Origin of the sequence: Eudoraea sp., assembly GCF_049669105.1 — a bacterium.
GTDB lineage: Bacteria > Bacteroidota > Bacteroidia > Flavobacteriales > Flavobacteriaceae > Eudoraea.
The window spans coordinates 19,032-36,984 of sequence record NZ_JBATKE010000022.1 but is presented as its reverse complement, the minus strand read 5'-3'; the positions used below and the strand labels follow the sequence as shown (position 1 = coordinate 36,984).

The following is a 17,953-nucleotide window of genomic DNA, read 5'->3' as shown; positions in this document are numbered from 1 at the left end:
CATACCAGCAGGCCATATGCATTTCTTTCATATTAGAGAACCATTCCTTTCTTCTTTTGAATATATTCTTGTGTTCAGACCTATAAGTAAAATCGAAAAGTGCTTTAATTGATTGCCAAACAGACATATTAACAACAATATATTCGTCATGGAACACCTTAATAGAAGATTCGCTATTGTCCTCTATTAATCGCCAGATAAAACCTTCACTTCTTTCCGCCAATTGGTTTATTCGATCCAGGTTATTTACAAAATCTATCATAACAGGACTGTCCATAGGGGCTAACATACGGGCAATATTAATTTGTGCAAGGGTTATATTTTGTGAATTACAGCTCAAGATCTCGTTCAATTTCTTCCATTTCAATAATATCCTTTGCCTCCTGAACGGTAGGGACCAGACAAATTTCATCAGGAACCTGATCAAATTCAACTTTATTCGTGACTAAAACAAAAGATTTATTCGCAGCCCGGTGTGTATTTGATAGCTGAAGAAACTCCAGGATGTCATTTGAAGAAATTTTAGAGAACGAAAACAAGTTAATAATTAAATGATCGTTTTTTATATTATTATAAGAACTGTTTAGATTCTCCAGGAATTTTCTCAAGGAAATGTTTTCCTGATAAACAATAGTAGTATTCCCTGTTTTATCAAAAATCATAATTCACTATTTAATTTTCGATGCTAATAAATATATTACCGCCATACGAATAGCTACTCCGTTTTCCACCTGGTTAAGAATTATGGATTGTTTGGAATCAGCCACATCACTGGTTATCTCAACACCGCGGTTTATGGGTCCCGGGTGCATAATTACAATTTCCTTATCCAGGCCATCCAGAATTGCTTTATTAACTCCGTATTGTTGCGTATATTCCCTGGTTGTTGGAAAATAACTTATATCTAAACGTTCATTCTGAATCCGTAACATATTGGCTACGTCGCACCAATTTAATGCCTTTATAAGATTGGTCTCTACCTCTATCCCCAAAGATTCTATATATTTTGGAAGCAAGGTTCGAGGACCGCACACCTTCACATTTGCACCTTGTAACCTCAGGGCAAAAATATTTGATAAGGCTACTCTGGAATGAAGTATATCGCCTACAATTACCACATTTTTTCCAGCGACATCACCCAGTTTTTCGCGAATAGAATAAGAATCCAAAAGGGCTTGGGTAGGATGTTCATGTGCTCCGTCACCTGCATTAACAATAGCGGCATCGACATGTTGCGACAGAAAAATACCCGCTCCGGGACTGGGATGACGCATTACCACCATGTCTACTTTCATGGAGAGGATATTGTTAACCGTATCAATAAGAGTTTCTCCTTTCCTTACGGACGACTGGGCTGCAGAAAAATTAATTACATCGGCGGATAACCGTTTTTCGGCAAGCTCAAAAGACAGCTTGGTTCTTGTACTGCTTTCGAAGAAAATATTTGCAATGGTAATATCACGAAGTGAAGGAACCTTTTTAATTGATCTGTTAATAACTTCTTTGAAGTGATCGGCGGTTTCAAAAATGAGTTGAATATCTCTTTCTTTGAGATATTTAATACCCAATAAGTGTCTAACACTCAATTCGCTCATAAGTTCCTTATTTACTTACCAAATAAATAATATCCTTTCCATCATTTTCCTTCCACATGACCTTTACTTTCTCTTCATTTATAGCATCTACCTGTCTTCCTCGATAATTAGGTTGAATGGGTAAATGCCTGCTAAAACGACGGTCAATAAGGGTTAATAATTCTATTTCCTTAGGCCTTCCGAAAGACTGGATGGCCGTTAAGGCCGCACGAATACTTCGGCCAGTATAGAGCACATCATCTATCAGGACTACCTTTTTACCTTCTACCAAAAAATCAATTTTAGTGGTGCTGGCTTCCAGGGTTTTTTCTCCTCTTCTAAAATCATCCCGATAAAAAGTGATATCAAGGAGCCCCAGATTTATTTGTTTAACTCCGTAATCCTCTTTAAGAATTTTGGAAAGCCGTTGCGCAAGAAAAATTCCACGTGGTTGTATTCCTATTAATGCAGTCTCCGAAAAATCTAAATGATGTTCTAAAAGTTGACAAGCCAGGCGGTGCAGTATAATGTTAATTTCTTTAGAAGAAAGCAATACTTTTTGACTCATACGTTAGATAACATACTCTTTTCGACTACAAAAGTAGGGATTTCTCCGTAATATATAAGATGGATTGAAATATTGTATTGGTCTTTCTCCTTCAATGTTACAGAAATACGGGATAAATAAAAAAGTCCTGATGTATATATCAGGACTTTTTCTTAACTACTATTGAAGAAGACTTCTTAAAAACCTATTTTTTCTTATCGGCTTCCATCCTGTCTTTCAACGCCTGTAATTGCACATTGGCATCACCCAAAGTTGGCTTAGCCTCTTCTGCTGAAGCAGCTGCTTTCTTCTTAGCCACTTTTACATTGCGTTGTTCCTCTTCTCTAAAGATAGCGGTGTGACTTGCTACTACACGTTTGAATTCTTTGTTGAATTCAATAATCTTAAATTCAGCCTCTTCACCTTTATTCAATTTTTTGCCATCCTCTTTTTCCATATGCCGTTGAGGCACAAATGCGGTTATATCCTCATTAAAATCTATAACAGCGCCTTTATCTACTATTTCAGAGATTGAAGCTTTATGAACGGTGCCCAGGGCAAATTCCTTTTCATATTTATCCCAGGGATTTTCCGTAGTTTGTTTATGGCCCAAACTTAATTTACGACCTTCTACGTCAAGCTCTAATACTTCAACTTCTAAAGTATCTCCAACTGTTACAAATTCTGACGGGTGCTTTATTTTCTTAGTCCAGGAAAGATCTGAGATGTAAATTAATCCATCTATACCTTCTTCCAGTTCCACGAAAACACCGAAATTTGTAAAGTTTCTAACAATCCCTTTATGTTTAGAACCAACAGGATATTTAGATGTAATATCAGTCCATGGATCTGGTGTTAATTGCTTAATCCCCAGTGACATTTTACGATCCTCTCTGTCGAGGGTTAAAACTACTGCTTCGAGTTCATCGCCAACCTTTACAAAATCCTGCGCTGATCTCAAATGAGTAGACCAGGACATTTCAGAAACATGTATCAATCCTTCCACTCCTTCGGCAACTTCTAAAAATGCACCATAATCTGCAATTACAACAACTTTGCCTTTTACTTTATCACCTATTTTTATTTCATCTCCCAGAGCATCCCAAGGATGTTTTTCCAATTGTTTAAGACCTAATTGTATTCTGGATTTATTGTCATCGAAATCGAGAATAACGACATTAAGTTTTTGATCCAATTCTACAACTTCGTTAGGATGATTTATTCTACTCCAGGAAAGATCCGTGATATGAACCAAACCATCAACACCACCAAGGTCTATAAATACACCATATGAAGTAATGTTCTTGACAATCCCTTCGAGAACCTGACCTTTTTCGAGCTGACTGATAATTTCTTTCTTTTGTTCTTCAATATCAGCTTCGATCAATGCTTTATGTGAAACTACGACATTCTTGAACTCGTGGTTAATCTTTACCACTTTAAATTCCATGGTCTTGCCAACATACTGATCGTAATCCCGAATAGGTTTAACATCAATCTGTGAGCCAGGTAAGAATGCTTCAATTCCAAAAACATCCACAATCATTCCTCCTTTTGTTCTGCATTTTACAAAACCGGTTACCACTTCCTCTTTATCATGCGCAGCATTAACCCTATCCCAGGCCATGATAGTTCTGGCCTTTCTGTGTGATAATACCAACTGTCCGCTTTTATCTTCTCGGATATCAATAAGAACCTCAACTTTATCACCAATCTTCAGATTTGGATTGTATCGGAACTCATTGAGCGAGATAACACCCTCAGACTTCGCATTAATGTCGATAATGGCTTCACGGTCCGTTAGATGAGTAACCACACCTTGTACAACCTCTGCATCGGCAGTATCTACAAAATTTTCTGCAACTAATTTTTCAAATTCTTCCAGCTTGGAATCTTCAACACGCTCTATTCCTTCTTCGTATTTCTCCCAATTGAAATTCTCTAAAAACTCTTTAGGATCCTGTTTTGGAGCCTCTACTTTTTGTTCTTCTTTTACTTCAGTAGTCTCTACTACCTCTGTAATTGCTTTTTCTTCAGCCATGTGCTGATTAAATTTGTATTCCGTAGTACTTTCAGGAGTTAAACATTTCCTACAGAAGGTGTTATTTGATTTTTTTTGTTCTTCCTTTTTCTCCTGATTATTTGTAAAAAAGGAGTGCAAAAGTACAATTAAAATGTTGTTTTACAAAGCAGTGTAAGGGAAGTATTAAAATAAGGGTCGAGATTAACATATTTCTTGGTAAAATCGATGGGTATTTTGTAACTTGGGCAATACAAATAATAACAATTAAAATAAACAAAATGAGTGTTAAAGCGAAATATCAGGCAGTCCTTAATTTAGGTGAACAGTTGGGAATAAAAGATGGTGATGTGGTTGAAGCAGAAGGCGTTTTAAAGATAAAAGGGGAAGCCCATACCCAATATGAAAAAGATCTAATTTGGGATAAAATAAAAGAACTTGGTGGTGAACACCCCACAGATATAAAGGCCAATATTACTGTAGGTGATAGCTCTGTGTATCATCGCCATGTTGTGAAAAGTGGAGAGTCTCTAAGTAAAATAGCAAAGCACTATTATGGTGACCCAATGAAATATAAACAGATTTTTAGTGCGAATACAAATATTCTGAGTAACCCGGATATAATTCATCCGGATCAGGTATTGATTATACCTAACGCTTAGTTACCTAATTCATATAGAAAAAGAACGCTTTTTAAGCGTTCTTTTTTTGTTTTTCAATAACCTGAAGTGCGTAATAATGGATTCTTTCAAACTGTTCCTTTAAGCCCATGTCGCTATTGTCAAATTCAATAGCATCTTCTGCTTTCAGCAATGGTGAGGATAACCTGTTTGAATCTATATAATCTCGCTCACGTACATTTTTAAGCACCTCCTCGTAAGTTACCTTTTCTCCTTTTAAAATCAATTCCTTATAACGCCTGGAAGCCCTTATATCAGGAGAAGCCGTCATAAATATTTTAAATTCTGCATCCGGAAAAACTACGGTTCCAATATCCCTGCCGTCCATAACTATCCCCTTTTTCTTTCCCATTTTTTTCTGCATGCTTACCAATTTTGCTCTTACTTCGGGGATCACCGAAATCTTGCTCACCTGCTTAGAAACTCGCATGCTTCTAATTTCCTTCTCCACATTATTCCTGTTGAGAAACATTTCCGAATAACCTAATTCCTTGTTCAAACGAAATTTTAGTTTCGCTTTTGGAAGGAGGTCGATAAGCTTCTTTTGATCAATAATCTCGTTGGTAATACAATTATTTTCCAAAGCAAATAGGGTAATTGCCCTATACATAGCACCGGTATCTACATAAATATAATTTAAAGCGCTGGCCAGTTCTTTGGCAATAGTACTTTTTCCTGTTGACGAATAACCGTCAATTGCAATCGTAATCTTTCTCATATGTTAAAAGTAGAGAGAAATGAATAAAAGCCAAACAAAAAAAAGCCCTATTTACTTAATTCTAAGCATAAAAGGGCAAGTTAGTATTATGAATATTAGTTATAATTTCTTGGCGTTTTTTACTTTTTGGTCAGTAATGGCCTCGTCTATTACCTCGCTCATATCCGTTACGTAATGAAAAGTTAGTCCTTTTAAGTATTCCTCTTTTATTTCGAGGATATCTTTTCTATTCTCCTCTGAAAGTATTATCTCCTTTATCCTGGCTCTTTTAGCTGCGAGTATTTTTTCTTTTATACCACCTACAGGTAAAACTTTACCTCTTAGGGTTATTTCACCTGTCATAGCCAGGCTTTTTTTGACCTTTTTCTGAGCGAATAAAGAAACTAGTGACGTAAGCATGGTAATACCCGCACTTGGACCATCCTTGGGAGTTGCTCCTTCCGGTACATGAATATGAACATTATACTTTTCAAAAACTTCGGGATTTATACCAAAACTTTCTGCATTGGATTTTATATACTCCATTGCAATGGTAGCAGATTCCTTCATTACTTTACCTAAGTTCCCTGTTATATTGAGCGTGCCTTTTCCCTTAGAAAGGATAGATTCTATAAAAAGAATATCACCCCCTACACTGGTCCAGGCCAATCCGGTAACAACTCCGGCTATGTCATTATTCTCGTATTTATCGCGTTCCATCCTAGGTGGACCTAATACTTTTTCAACATCAATATTGCTAATTTTTACGTTATATGACTCTTCTGTAGCAATTGATTTGGCTGCATATCGGACCATTTTCGCTATTTGTTTTTCCAGACCACGAACACCGGATTCGCGGGTATATCCCTCAACAATTTTTTCCAGCTGGGGTTTGGCAATTTTTAAATCTTTCGATGAGAGTCCATGTTCTTTAAGTTGTTTGGGTAGCAAATGCCGTTTGGCAATTTCCACTTTTTCTTCAATTGTATATCCGGTGACATTTATTATCTCCATTCTATCACGCAAGGCTGGTTGAATCGTAGAAAGATTATTTGCTGTTGCAATAAACATGACTTTAGAAAGATCATATCCCAGTTCAAGGAAATTATCGTGAAATTCATTGTTTTGCTCAGGATCTAAAACCTCTAACATAGCAGAAGATGGATCACCCTGGTGACTAGCCCCTAATTTATCTATTTCATCTAAAATGAAAACCGGGTTTGAAGTCCCCGCTTTTTTAATACTTTGTATAATCCTTCCGGGCATGGCCCCTATATAAGTTTTACGGTGCCCCCTGATTTCCGCTTCATCTCGCATTCCACCTAAAGACATACGTACATATTCCCTGCCTAATGCTTCGGCTACTGATTTACCGAGGGAAGTCTTTCCAACCCCAGGAGGTCCATAAAGACAGAGAATTGGAGATTTCATATCATTTCTCAGCTTAAGAACAGCTAAATATTCAATTATTCTTTGTTTTACGTCCTCAAGTCCATAATGGTCCCTGTCTAAAATTTTCTGAGCCCGCTTAAGATCAAATTTATCCTTGGAATACTCATTCCATGGTAAATCCAGAAATAAATCCAAATAATTCCTTTGTATAGAATACTCAGCCACCTGTGGATTCATGCGTTGTATTTTAGCCAATTCCTTTTCAAAATGTTCGGCCACCTTTTTATCCCATTTCTTATTCTTGGATTTGGCTTGCATTTCATCAATTTCCTCATCATAAGAAACGCCACCAAGTTCTTCCTGAATAGTCTTCATCTGCTGATGTAAAAAATACTCGCGCTGCTGCTGGTCCATATCACTGCGCACTCTGGATTGAATATCTTTCTGAAGTTTCAATTTCTGAAGTTCCACATTCATATATTTTAATGTGGCGAGTGCCCTGTCCTGTAGATTGGGAATCTCTAATAAGTCCTGCTTATCTTTTACATCAAGATTAAGATTGGATGAAACAAAGTTTATCAGGAAAGAATTACTTTCTATGTTCTTAATTGCAAAGGAAGCTTCACTTGGGATGTTAGGATTATTTTTGATGATTTTTAATGCCAGTTCCTTTATCGAATCAATGATAGCCAGGAATTCCTGATCACCAGGAGAGGGTCTTATTTCATCTGCTTCTCGAATTGTAGCTGTCATATAGGGTTGCTCCGTGAGAACCTCCGTTATCTCAAATCTTTTTTTACCCTGTATTATTACGGTCGTATTGCCATCAGGCATTTTTAATACCCGTAAAATTCTGGCTACAGTTCCTAAAACATTAATATCCTTAATCCCAGGGTTTTCAGTCTCTTCGTCTTTTTGAGATACAACACCTATTACCTTCGATCCTTTATTAGCATCCTTAATCAAATTTATTGAGGCATCCCTTCCTGCTGTAATTGGAATTACTACACCAGGAAACAATACGGTATTTCGAAGAGGCAAAATAGGTAAAACCTCCGGTAGGCTTTCATTATTCATTTCCTCTTCATCCTCAGGAGTTAATAATGGTATTAATTCAGAATCTTCATCAATTCCTTGTAACGTCATATTGTCAAATTTTGAATAATTGGAATATCCCATATCATTTTATTCGGTCATTCTGTCATTTGAAGACAGATTTTCTATTATTATTTTCCTCGTATACATTATTAAACGACACATTTTTAGGTAGAAAAGACTGTTAATACAAGCTTTCCTACTTCTTAAAGACAATTCTTGTGCCAACAAATGAATATTTTTCCAAAAAAAGTGTAACATTTCTTAAATTAATAAATCTTTTATACAAAGCATTTACTTTTTGAGCCAAAATAAAGTACATACTGAAACCCTGTTACAATTGTGCCTGGAAGGTAATCAAAGTGCACAAGCTGAAATTTACAATCGCTATTATAAAGCTATGTTTAACACGGCATATAGGATAGTAAAAGACAGTGCAGAAGCCGAAGATGTTATGCAGGAATCGTTTTTGAATGCTTTTACGAAACTGAACACTTTTAAAGGGGATGTTACTTTCGGTGCGTGGTTAAAACGAATAGTCATTAATAAAAGTATTTACCATTACCGAAAACAGCAGAAAATGAAAGAGGTAGGATTAGATGACATATTGTACAAGGTCGAAGATAATGACGGAATTGCCGAGGATCATGGGAGTACAGAACAAATGGCTCAAAAAGTAATGGAAACTATGAAACGATTAAAAGACAACTACAGAATTTCTTTGACCTTACATCTAATTGAGGGGTATGATTACGAAGAAGTTAGTTCAATTATGGGTATAAGTTATGCGAATTGCAGGACTACAATATCAAGAGCGAAAGAAAGTTTGAGAAAAAAGATGATAACAGCATAATTATGAAAGAAGATCGAACATTAGAGGAATTATTTAAAACCCTGCAAGGCTCTTTTGACACAGAGGAACCGGCGGAAGGTCACCAGCAAAGATTCCTGGATAAGTTGAGCAATGCAAATGGTGTAGTAAGACTAGCGCCTAAAAAGCGTAATTGGTGGAGACCATTATCAATAGCCGCTTCTATAATATTGCTTTTCGCAGTTGGGGCTTCTCTATATACTAATCAACCATCCATGGATGAACAGCTAGCTAAAATTTCTCCGGAAGCTTCGCAAACTCAGTTTTACTTTGCCAACCTAATTGAAGAACAAATAAAAGAACTGGAGAATGAAAGCACACCTGAAACTAAAATATTGGTGGATGATACAATGGCACAATTAACTAAACTGGAAATAAACTATCAGAAACTTGAACAAGATCTAATTAATGGAGGAAATAGCAAATTAATACTAAGTGCAATGATAACCAATTTCCAAACCCGAATAGATTTACTACAAGAAGTTATGGACAAAATAGAAAATATTAAAACCTTTAAAAATTACGATGATGAAAACATTACTATTTAAATATACATTAATTGCACTACTGGTAGTTCCGGTTATAGCTCAGGCCAATGACGGAAATATGAAAGGCCAGTATACCAAAGAGAAAACTATTAAGAAGGAATATGATGTTAATACAGATGCCTTGCTTAAAATCACCAATAGTTATGGGAATCTTACTTTAAGCTCATGGAACGAGAATAGAGTCGTAATAGAGGTTCATATTAAAACTAATGGAAATAACGAGCAAAAAGTACAACAGAAACTCGATGAAATTACTGTGGATTTTGATGCCAGCAGTGCTATGGTTTCAGCTAAAACGATCTTTAATAAAGATAAAGGCTGGGGATGGAATTGGGGGAAAAATAACAATGTGAATATGCAAATTAATTATACCATTAAACTTCCTGTAAAAAATAGCGTGCATCTTAATAATGACTACGGCAATATTATGCTGGACCGGATCGATGGCCATGCCAAAATTAGTTGTGATTACGGAAGATTGGAAATTGGTGAACTACACGGGAGGAATAATGAATTAAAATTCGATTACACATCGAAATCAACTATAGAATATGTAAACAGTGCCAAGATTTCGGCTGATTACTCAGGATTTACCATCCAGAAAGCAGGGAACTTAAGCATAAGTGCAGATTATACAAATGCTGCAATAGTACAAATGGAAGACCTGGAGTATACCAGTGATTATGGCAAACTAGATGTAGATGAAGCTAATAATGTACAAGGCAATGGCGACTATATAAATGTTAAATTGGGTACTATTCACGGTAATGTAGACATCAATGCAGATTATGGCTCTGTAGCTATAGGCAATATGGCCCAGGATGCCGGAAATGTTTCTATCCGAACTGATTATACCGGCATAAAAATAGGCTATGATCCTATGTATAATTTTAACTTTGAAATTACAACAGAATATGCCGGGGTTAGTGGGAAAGATGATTTTGAAATCAGTATAAGTAAAGAAAAATCCAACGAACGATATTACAAGGGATTTTACGGCAGTGAAAATAGTGAAAACATGATCTCCATAACAAGTGATTATGGAAGTATCACTTTTACTAAAAATTGAATCGAACAATTAATAAAAAACACTTTTAGTTAAAACACATTATCATGAAGAAATTAATAACACTTGGATTAGTCTTAGGCATAGTTGCGGCAACAAATGCCCAGTGGGGTAAAAAAATTAAAGGGAACGGGAATATAGCAACAGTAGAGCGATCTACAGAAGAATATGAGGCCATAGCTGTCGCAGGATGGTTTGATGTTATCCTGGTAGATGGGCAAGAGGGTAAACTTAGTATTAAAGGGGATGAAAATTTACTGGAGTATATTATTACAGAGGTAAAGGAAGGCAAATTGGTAATTAAAGTCAAAAAAGGTTTTAACCTTCAACCTTCTTCATGGAAAAAGGATGGCGGTATTTACGTTACGGTTCCTGTAGAGAGTGTTAGTGAAGTATCTCTTTCAGGCTCGGGTGATATAGTGGGTAAGAAAACAATATCCGCTTCAGAATTCAGCACAAATATGTCGGGCTCCGGTGATATTACCCTGGATGTGGACTCTAAAACGGTAACGGCGTCAATGTCCGGTTCCGGTGACATCAATTTAAGTGGTACTGCCGAAGTATTTCAAGTACAAATTTCTGGTTCTGGTGACATAAAAGCTTATGACCTGATGGCCGATACAGTAGATGCAAGTATTTCAGGATCTGCCGATATTCAAGTAACAGCTAATAAAATGCTAAAAGCAAGGGTATCTGGTTCCGGAGATATTCATTATCGAGGAGATGCAACAATAATAGATAGTAAATCTTCGGGTTCCGGAGATATTAGCAAGGGATAGAGTTACATCAAAAAACGAACGACAATCATACCCTGGCAGAAATGTCAGGGTTTTTTATTTACCCTGGTCAGTAAAAACAATCCACTAAGGAAAAACAGTCCCAGGAATATGGTTGCATTTCTCATGCTTCCTGTAAACTGAGCAATAAACCCGTACAAAAAAGTGCCAATTACAATACCAAATTTTTCTGCAACATCATAAAAACTGAAGAAGGAAGCCGTATCCGTTGTTTCAGGGATAAACTTGGAATAGGTAGATCTCGACAATGCCTGTATGCCCCCCATGACAATTCCGACACAGCCCGCTGCTATGTAGAAATCTGTTGGTGTAATTATGAAATAGGCATATATACAGATAAATACCCATAATATATTAATCACCATAAGTGTATTAATGTTTCCAAATCTTTTTGACGCCTTAGCAGTCATGGTTGCTCCAATTATTGCCACCAACTGAATCACCAGGATACTAACAATTAATCCCGTGGTGCGTTCACTTACTGAACCCCAATTAATCTCCTGCTCTCCAAAATAAGTAGCAATTAACATAACTGTCTGTACAGCCATACTGTATACAAAAAAGGCAAGCAGATATCGCTTTAACCGAACCTCATTTCCAAGTTGATACCACACACCCTTTAATTCCTTAAATCCATTGAAAATAATATTTTTGCGCTCCCCCGTTCGTTTAACGCCCTTAGGCAGGTAAAAGAAGGTATACTGACTGAATAGAATCCACCAAATGCCCACTGTGACAAATGAATATTTCATAGCTTTGATCTCCGCTGCTTCAGCAGCATCGCTAACAATTCCAAAAATATCTGGTTTCATTACCATGGCAAGGTTTAAAAGAAGCAAAATAACGCTTCCTAGATAGCCCATGGAGAATCCTTTGGCACTTATGCCATCCTGTTGCTCGGGGAAAGCAATATCCGGCAGGTATGAATTATTGATCGCAAAACTTACCCAGAAGCCAACCAGACCAAAAAAGTAACAAGCCAGGCCAACATAAATATTTTCCAATGAAAACCAGTAAAGCCCTATACTAGAAATCCCGCCCAGGTAACAAAAAAATTTCATGAAGATTTTTTTATTGCCTAAATAATCCGCAATGCCCGATATAAGTGGTGTGATGAATGCGATGAATAAAAACGCGGCAGAAGTTAAATAGCTTATTAAGGGTGCTCTGGCAATTTCCCCTCCAAATACTGATACTTTTTCAATATCCGCTATTCTGAACAAAGCTCCATAAAAAATAGGAAATATAGCCGAAGCAATTACCAGACTATATACAGAATTAGCCCAATCATAAAATGCCCATGCATTCAATAATTTCTTACTTCCTTTTATTGCAAATGTCCTGGCCATATAATAAAAACTGCACTATATGAGCAGCTTCGAATATACAATTATTAGAGGAATCACTATTTTAAATTATCCTATTGAAAAGAAGTTACACCAAACTTCTGAGCTTCCTGTTTTGCAAGTGGAGCCCATTGCGTTAAATTCTCAATCCTGGTGTCATTTGAAGGGTGGGTGCTTAAAAATTCCGGTGGTGCATTGCCTCCTGCATTTGCCTTCATACGCTTCCAAAGTTCAGGTGCCTCATCCGGATTATAGCCTGCAATGGCCATAATCTGAAGCCCTATCCTATCTGCTTCCGTTTCATGACTACGACTAAAAGGCAGCATAAGTCCAACAGTAGAACCAATACCGTATGCCTGGTTAAACATATTTCTTGATTTATCATCCTGAATCGCAATATTTCCGGCTACTGCTCCAAGTTGCTGTAAGGTTCCCGCACTCATTCGCTGTGCGCCATGATCTGCCAATGCATGAGCCACCTCATGGCCCATTACTACAGCAACTCCTGTTTCTCCCTGGCAAATGGGCAGAATACCTGTATAAAAAACAATCTTGCCGCCAGGCATGCACCAGGCATTAATAAGAGTGTCTTTGACTAAATTATACTCCCATCGGTAATCCTTTAAATATCCCGTATATCCATTAGCCGACAACCATCTTTCCGCGGCAGAAGAAATTCGCTGCCCTACCCTCGTAATCATCTTTGCCTCCGAAGTGTTCTCAATGACATTATTTTGACCAATAAATTCATCGTACTGAGAGAAGGCCATTGGAAAAATCTGACTGTTGGGATAGAAGTTCAATACTTTTTGCCCCGTAAACGGATTTACTTTACATGAGGCGATTCCCAGTAATAATATGGATGCCAGTATAAACTTTTTAGTGCTCATTTTATTTATTATTAAGTATTAAAATACAAAATATTTATTTCCCAATAATATGTAATTCTGTAAATTCCTTTGTTACATGTATAGTATTATGCCCATTTAGCTTAACTTCTTTAAGTGGCACAATCTCGTTGTCTATCTCTATTTCCTTTATTTTAAATGGCAGGTCGATCAGATTTAATTTAAAAGTCTTGTATGGGGTAATAAATGTTCCATTTTTAAACTGTTGGATAATCAATTCATTTTCCTTACCATTCAACTTAAAATTTCTTAAACTATAACTTCCCTTGGTGTAATCATAGCCGTCCTGAGCATCTTCATAAACCGCAGATCTTTCAATTCCATATTTATAATATACTTCCAGTATCAATTCTTCAATATCCTTTTCACCCACATATTGTTGTACCGGATATTTTGGAATTATTGCGCCCTCTTTTATGAAAATTGGAATTTTATCAATATCCGCGGCAACCCATTTCTCCATACCTCCTTCAACAACCTCACCAGTCCAAAAGTTATGCCATTTTCCCTTGGGAATGTACATTCTTCTTCCTAGTGCGTTGGGTTCCTGCACCGGACAGACCAATATTTGCTCCCCAAAAATAAACTCGTCCGTTCTAAAATGGGTTTGCGTGTCTTCCTGATCATAATAGACCAATGGTTTAAGCATAGGTATGTTATCATTGGAATATTTCCAGAACATCGTATACAGATAAGGAAGAAGTTGGTACCTTAATTCAATAAACTTCCTAACTATATTGGTCACTTCCTTATCGAATGACCATGGTTCCTGATCCCCGTGATCTCCGCTGGAGTGTACTCTGAAAAAGGGATGAAAGACACCCAATTGTATCCATCGGGCAAAAAGTTCTCCGTTGGGTTGTTCTGCAAATCCTCCTATGTCTGAACCAACAAAAGACATACCGCTCATGCACATTCTTTGAACCTGTACATTTGCAATCCAAAGGTGTTCCCAGGTAGCCACATTATCACCGGTCCAGGTAGAGCAGAAACGCTGTGCACCTGCATATGCCGCCCTCGTTATTACAAAAGGACGTTTGGGGTAAACGTATTTTTTTACACCTTCATAAGTTGCCCGAACCATTTGGGTGCCATAAATATTATGCGCTTTTCTATGACTACATGGGTGACCATCAAAATCGTGCCTGGTATCTAATGGCGCTGTTTTGGATGGTACTTCCATTATGGCTGGCTCATTCATATCGTTCCATACAGCATGTGCCCCGGTTTCAGACATAAGTTCTTTATAGAGTCCAGCCCACCATTCTCTAACCTTTGGATTGGTAAAATCAGGAAAACTGCATTCCCCCGGCCAAACTTTGCCTCGCATCAAAGGTCCATCTCCCCTTTTACAGAAATAATCATTTTTTATGGCTTCCTGATATACCCAATAGTCTTTATCCACCTTAATTCCCGGATCTATCATGACCACGGTTTTAAAGCCATCTTTATACAAATCCTGTATCATGGCCTTCGGATCAGGAAACTTTTTCTTATCCCAGGTAAAACATCGAAACCCATCCATATAATCGATATCGAGATAAATAGCATCACAGGGAATTTTGAGGGATCTGAATTTGGCGGCTATTTTTTTAACATTGCTCTCCGGAAAATAACTCCATTTGGATTGATGAAAACCCAAAGCCCAAAGCGGGGGCATTTCAGGTGTTCCGGTTAAATCAGTATAATCACTGACTACCTTGGACATTTCCGGACCATAGAAAAAGTAATAGTTCATTTCGCCGCCGTCTGCCCAAAAACTCGTTATATTTCTTCTTTCATGTGCAAAATCGAAATTAGTCCTAAACGTATTGTCAAAAAATATTCCGTAAGCTATATTGTTATGCAGACCAATGTAAAATGGGATAGCTTTGTATAAAGGATCCTGGTCTTTACTATACGCATATGAATCTGTAACCCAATTGCTAACCCTCTTTCCTTTAAGGTTAGAGTGTGTAGCTTTATCCCCCATTCCATAGAAGCTTTCTGCAGATTGAGTAATTTTACTCATCTTTACCGAGTTACCTCCAAATTCGTAATTCTCCTCCCAATGAAAACCAAGTTCATCTTCATTGATGATATTTCCTTCTAAATCTGAAATCTGGGTTCTCATGGTTTTTTTATCAACCAGAACTTTGATCTTTGAAGTAATAATTAAATATTCTGTTTTGGTTTCCTTGGACTCAAGCTTGTTATAACCCCTACTAGCATCGGGACTTATTGCATATGAAAAATCTGGTTGAAAAACTTCCTCTGTAGCATATCTGAATCGTATAGCGCTATTGCGCAGAACTGTTATCTCGAGAATAACACCATTACCTGACGTAAAATAAAATTTATCTGAATCGTGCTTAAATTCGACAATACTATTGGGATATAAATTGCCTTTGTATTCTAATTCTGTATTCGTAATCATAAAGGGTGATTTTAGAGACGCACAAAAAAAAGACTTTAACTTTTAAAAGAAAAACGATATGACAACCAATTATAAACTATAACGTTATAGTTGTACAGATTTATTGGAAAACAACCACGCCAAGTGGCGGAATTGTAATCTCAACAGAAGTTTTATGACCATGCCATACGGTTTTGGAAACTTTTAATCCTGTATTTTTACTTCCACTTCCCCCATATTTTTTGGCATCACTATTAAAAACCTCCTTCAACGTTCCCTTTTTTGGAATTCCTATTCGGTATCCTTCTCTTATTACCGGAGTGAAATTACAAGCTACGATCAGGTCGTTTTTAGGCTCGTGTCCCCGGCGGATAAATGTAAGTACGGAATTCTCAGAATCTCCGTAATCAATCCACTGAAATCCTTCAGGGCTGAATTGTTTTTCATAAAGTGCAGGTGATGATCGATAAAGCTTGTTAAGGTCCTTTACCAACTCCTGAATTCCGGCGTGGTAATCATATTGTAACAAATGCCAATCCAGGCTTTGCTGAAAATTCCATTCGGAAGACTGTCCAAACTCTCCACCCATAAATATGAGGTTAGTACCAGGGTGCGTAAACATATATCCATAGAGCAATCTTAAATTAGCGAATCTTTGCCATTCATCACCCGGCATTTTATATAATAAAGATTGCTTTCCATAAACTACCTCATCATGAGAAAAAGGAAGCATGAAGTTTTCGGTAAAGGCATAGGTCATACTAAATGTAAGGTCATTCTGATGGTGCGTTCTGTAAATAGGCTCTTTTTTAAAGTATTCAAGGGTATCGTGCATCCAACCCATCATCCACTTCATTCCAAATCCTAGTCCTCCTATACTCACCGGCTTAGAGACCATAGAGAAAGAAGTTGACTCTTCTGCGATGGTTTGAATCCCTTTAAAACTACTATATACCTCTTGATTGAGTTCGCGGATAAAAGATATAGCTTCAAGATTCTCATTGTTTCCATAAATATTTGGCTCCCACTCTCCTTCTTCACGAGAATAATCCAAATATAACATTGATGCAACCGCGTCAACACGAAGACCATCTGCATGAAACTGATCCAACCAAAAGTTCGCATTACTTATAAGAAATGCACGAACTTCGTTTCTTCCATAATTAAATATCAAACTTTTCCAATCCGGATGATATCCTCTTCTTCTGTCGGGGTTCTCATATAGGGAGGAGCCATCAAAAAACCCTAAGCCATGGGCATCTTCAGGAAAATGGGAAGGTACCCAATCGAGGATAACCCCAATATCATTTTGATGAAGTTTATCAACCAGCAGTTTAAAATCTTCTGGTTTACCAAATCTGGATGTAGGCGCAAAATAGCCCGTAAGCTGATAACCCCATGAAGGATCATAAGGATATTCCATAATCGGCATGAATTCTACATGTGTAAAATTCATTTCCTTTAGGTATTTAACGAGATCTTCTGCCAGATCCACATAAGACATAAATTCATTGTCTTTTGTACGTTTCCAGGATCCAAGATGAATTTCATATACAGAATAAGGTTTGTCTAAACTATTTTTGGTTTCACGGGTATCCATCCAATTCTTATCCTTCCATTTATAAGCATTATCCCAGACTACAGAAGCTGTATTAGGTGGATGCTGACAAAATCTTGCAAAAGGATCTGCTTTCTCTGTTTTAATATCGTTATTATTTGAATGTATTTTATACTTATACAGAGCACCTTGCTCCACTCCCGGAATAAACCCTTCCCAGATACCACTTTCATCCCATCTTACGTTCAGCTGATGCTCCCCTTCCACCCAGTAATTGAAATCACCTATTACGGAGACCGATTTGGCTGTAGGTGCCCAAACAGCAAAATATGTCCCCTTCTTACCCTTGTATTTCATGGGGTGTGAACCCAAATGATTATAAAGCCGATAATGCTTACCCGCTTTAAAAAGATTGATATCAAAATCCGATAATAAGCTATAGGGAATTACATTGCCCAT

Annotated in this window: 16 protein-coding genes; 5 read left to right on the top strand and 11 right to left on the bottom strand. The window is 37.2% G+C overall.

From position 1 onward, the window contains the following. From WBM60_RS01620 to rpsA, 5 genes are all read right to left on the bottom strand, one after another. On the bottom strand, nucleotides 1–352 hold a 352-nt coding region (locus WBM60_RS01620; RefSeq protein WP_424282676.1), incomplete at its 3' end, for a DUF3291 domain-containing protein. Then, on the bottom strand, nucleotides 330–662 hold the full coding sequence (locus tag WBM60_RS01615; RefSeq protein WP_424260705.1) for a ribonuclease Z: 333 nt from the start codon (nucleotides 660–662) through the stop codon (nucleotides 330–332). The genes WBM60_RS01620 and WBM60_RS01615, both read right to left, overlap by 23 nt. Nucleotides 663–668: 6 nt before the next feature. Next, nucleotides 669–1,595, bottom strand: a complete 927-nt coding sequence (locus tag WBM60_RS01610) for an aspartate carbamoyltransferase catalytic subunit (protein ID WP_424276415.1) — start codon at nucleotides 1,593–1,595, stop codon at nucleotides 669–671. A 7-nt stretch (nucleotides 1,596–1,602) separates the two neighbouring features. Next, nucleotides 1,603–2,142 (bottom strand): bifunctional pyr operon transcriptional regulator/uracil phosphoribosyltransferase PyrR, encoded by a 540-nt coding sequence (pyrR, locus tag WBM60_RS01605; RefSeq protein WP_424260263.1) that lies wholly within the window; start codon nucleotides 2,140–2,142, stop codon nucleotides 1,603–1,605. A gap of 184 nt (nucleotides 2,143–2,326) precedes the next feature. After that, on the bottom strand, nucleotides 2,327–4,162 hold the full coding sequence (gene rpsA / locus WBM60_RS01600; RefSeq protein ID WP_424260265.1) for a 30S ribosomal protein S1: 1,836 nt from the start codon (nucleotides 4,160–4,162) through the stop codon (nucleotides 2,327–2,329). Between the two features lie 260 nt (nucleotides 4,163–4,422). Between rpsA and WBM60_RS01595 the strand changes: the two genes are divergently transcribed. Then, the gene (locus WBM60_RS01595; RefSeq protein WP_424260267.1) at nucleotides 4,423–4,803 is read left to right on the top strand and encodes a LysM peptidoglycan-binding domain-containing protein; all 381 of its coding nucleotides are present in this window, start codon (nucleotides 4,423–4,425) and stop codon (nucleotides 4,801–4,803) included. Nucleotides 4,804–4,834: 31 nt separating this feature from the next. On the opposite strand, the gene cmk is transcribed toward WBM60_RS01595, so the two are convergent. Together cmk and lon are read right to left on the bottom strand one after the other, a co-directional pair. Beyond that, on the bottom strand, nucleotides 4,835–5,539 hold the full coding sequence (cmk, locus tag WBM60_RS01590) for a (d)CMP kinase (RefSeq protein ID WP_424260269.1): 705 nt from the start codon (nucleotides 5,537–5,539) through the stop codon (nucleotides 4,835–4,837). A 99-nt stretch (nucleotides 5,540–5,638) separates the two neighbouring features. After that, entirely contained in the window at nucleotides 5,639–8,056 is a 2,418-nt protein-coding gene (gene lon / locus WBM60_RS01585) for an endopeptidase La (protein ID WP_424276416.1), read from the bottom strand. Between the two features lie 250 nt (nucleotides 8,057–8,306). On the opposite strand from lon, the gene WBM60_RS01580 reads away from it, so the two are divergent. From WBM60_RS01580 to WBM60_RS01565, 4 genes are read left to right on the top strand one after another with little or no spacing between them, the layout of a single operon-like run. Next, on the top strand, nucleotides 8,307–8,858 hold the full coding sequence (locus WBM60_RS01580) for an RNA polymerase sigma factor (RefSeq protein WP_424260273.1): 552 nt from the start codon (nucleotides 8,307–8,309) through the stop codon (nucleotides 8,856–8,858). A 2-nt stretch (nucleotides 8,859–8,860) separates the two neighbouring features. Continuing rightward, nucleotides 8,861–9,424: a hypothetical protein gene (locus WBM60_RS01575; protein ID WP_424260275.1), complete on the top strand. Its 564-nt coding sequence runs from the start codon at nucleotides 8,861–8,863 to the stop codon at nucleotides 9,422–9,424. Then, complete coding sequence (locus WBM60_RS01570; RefSeq protein ID WP_424260277.1) at nucleotides 9,405–10,493, top strand: hypothetical protein; 1,089 nt, start codon at nucleotides 9,405–9,407, stop codon at nucleotides 10,491–10,493. The genes WBM60_RS01575 and WBM60_RS01570 overlap by 20 nt, the downstream gene beginning before the upstream one ends. Before the next feature lie 44 nt (nucleotides 10,494–10,537). After that, the gene (locus WBM60_RS01565) at nucleotides 10,538–11,269 is read left to right on the top strand and encodes a head GIN domain-containing protein (RefSeq protein WP_424260279.1); all 732 of its coding nucleotides are present in this window, start codon (nucleotides 10,538–10,540) and stop codon (nucleotides 11,267–11,269) included. A 44-nt stretch (nucleotides 11,270–11,313) separates the two neighbouring features. On the opposite strand, the gene WBM60_RS01560 is transcribed toward WBM60_RS01565, so the two are convergent. The 4 genes from WBM60_RS01560 to glgB form a co-directional block, all read right to left on the bottom strand. Next, on the bottom strand, nucleotides 11,314–12,636 hold the full coding sequence (locus WBM60_RS01560; protein WP_424260281.1) for an MFS transporter: 1,323 nt from the start codon (nucleotides 12,634–12,636) through the stop codon (nucleotides 11,314–11,316). Nucleotides 12,637–12,707: 71 nt separating this feature from the next. Continuing rightward, nucleotides 12,708–13,523 carry a M48 family metallopeptidase gene (locus tag WBM60_RS01555; RefSeq protein ID WP_424260283.1) on the bottom strand — a complete coding sequence of 272 codons (816 nt, stop codon included), beginning with the start codon at nucleotides 13,521–13,523 and terminating at the stop codon, nucleotides 12,708–12,710. 34 nt (nucleotides 13,524–13,557) lie between these two features. Then, on the bottom strand, nucleotides 13,558–15,957 hold the full coding sequence (locus WBM60_RS01550) for a glycoside hydrolase family 31 protein (protein WP_424282675.1): 2,400 nt from the start codon (nucleotides 15,955–15,957) through the stop codon (nucleotides 13,558–13,560). Between the two features lie 100 nt (nucleotides 15,958–16,057). Continuing rightward, entirely contained in the window at nucleotides 16,058–17,953 is a 1,896-nt protein-coding gene (gene glgB / locus WBM60_RS01545) for a 1,4-alpha-glucan branching protein GlgB (RefSeq protein WP_424260287.1), read from the bottom strand.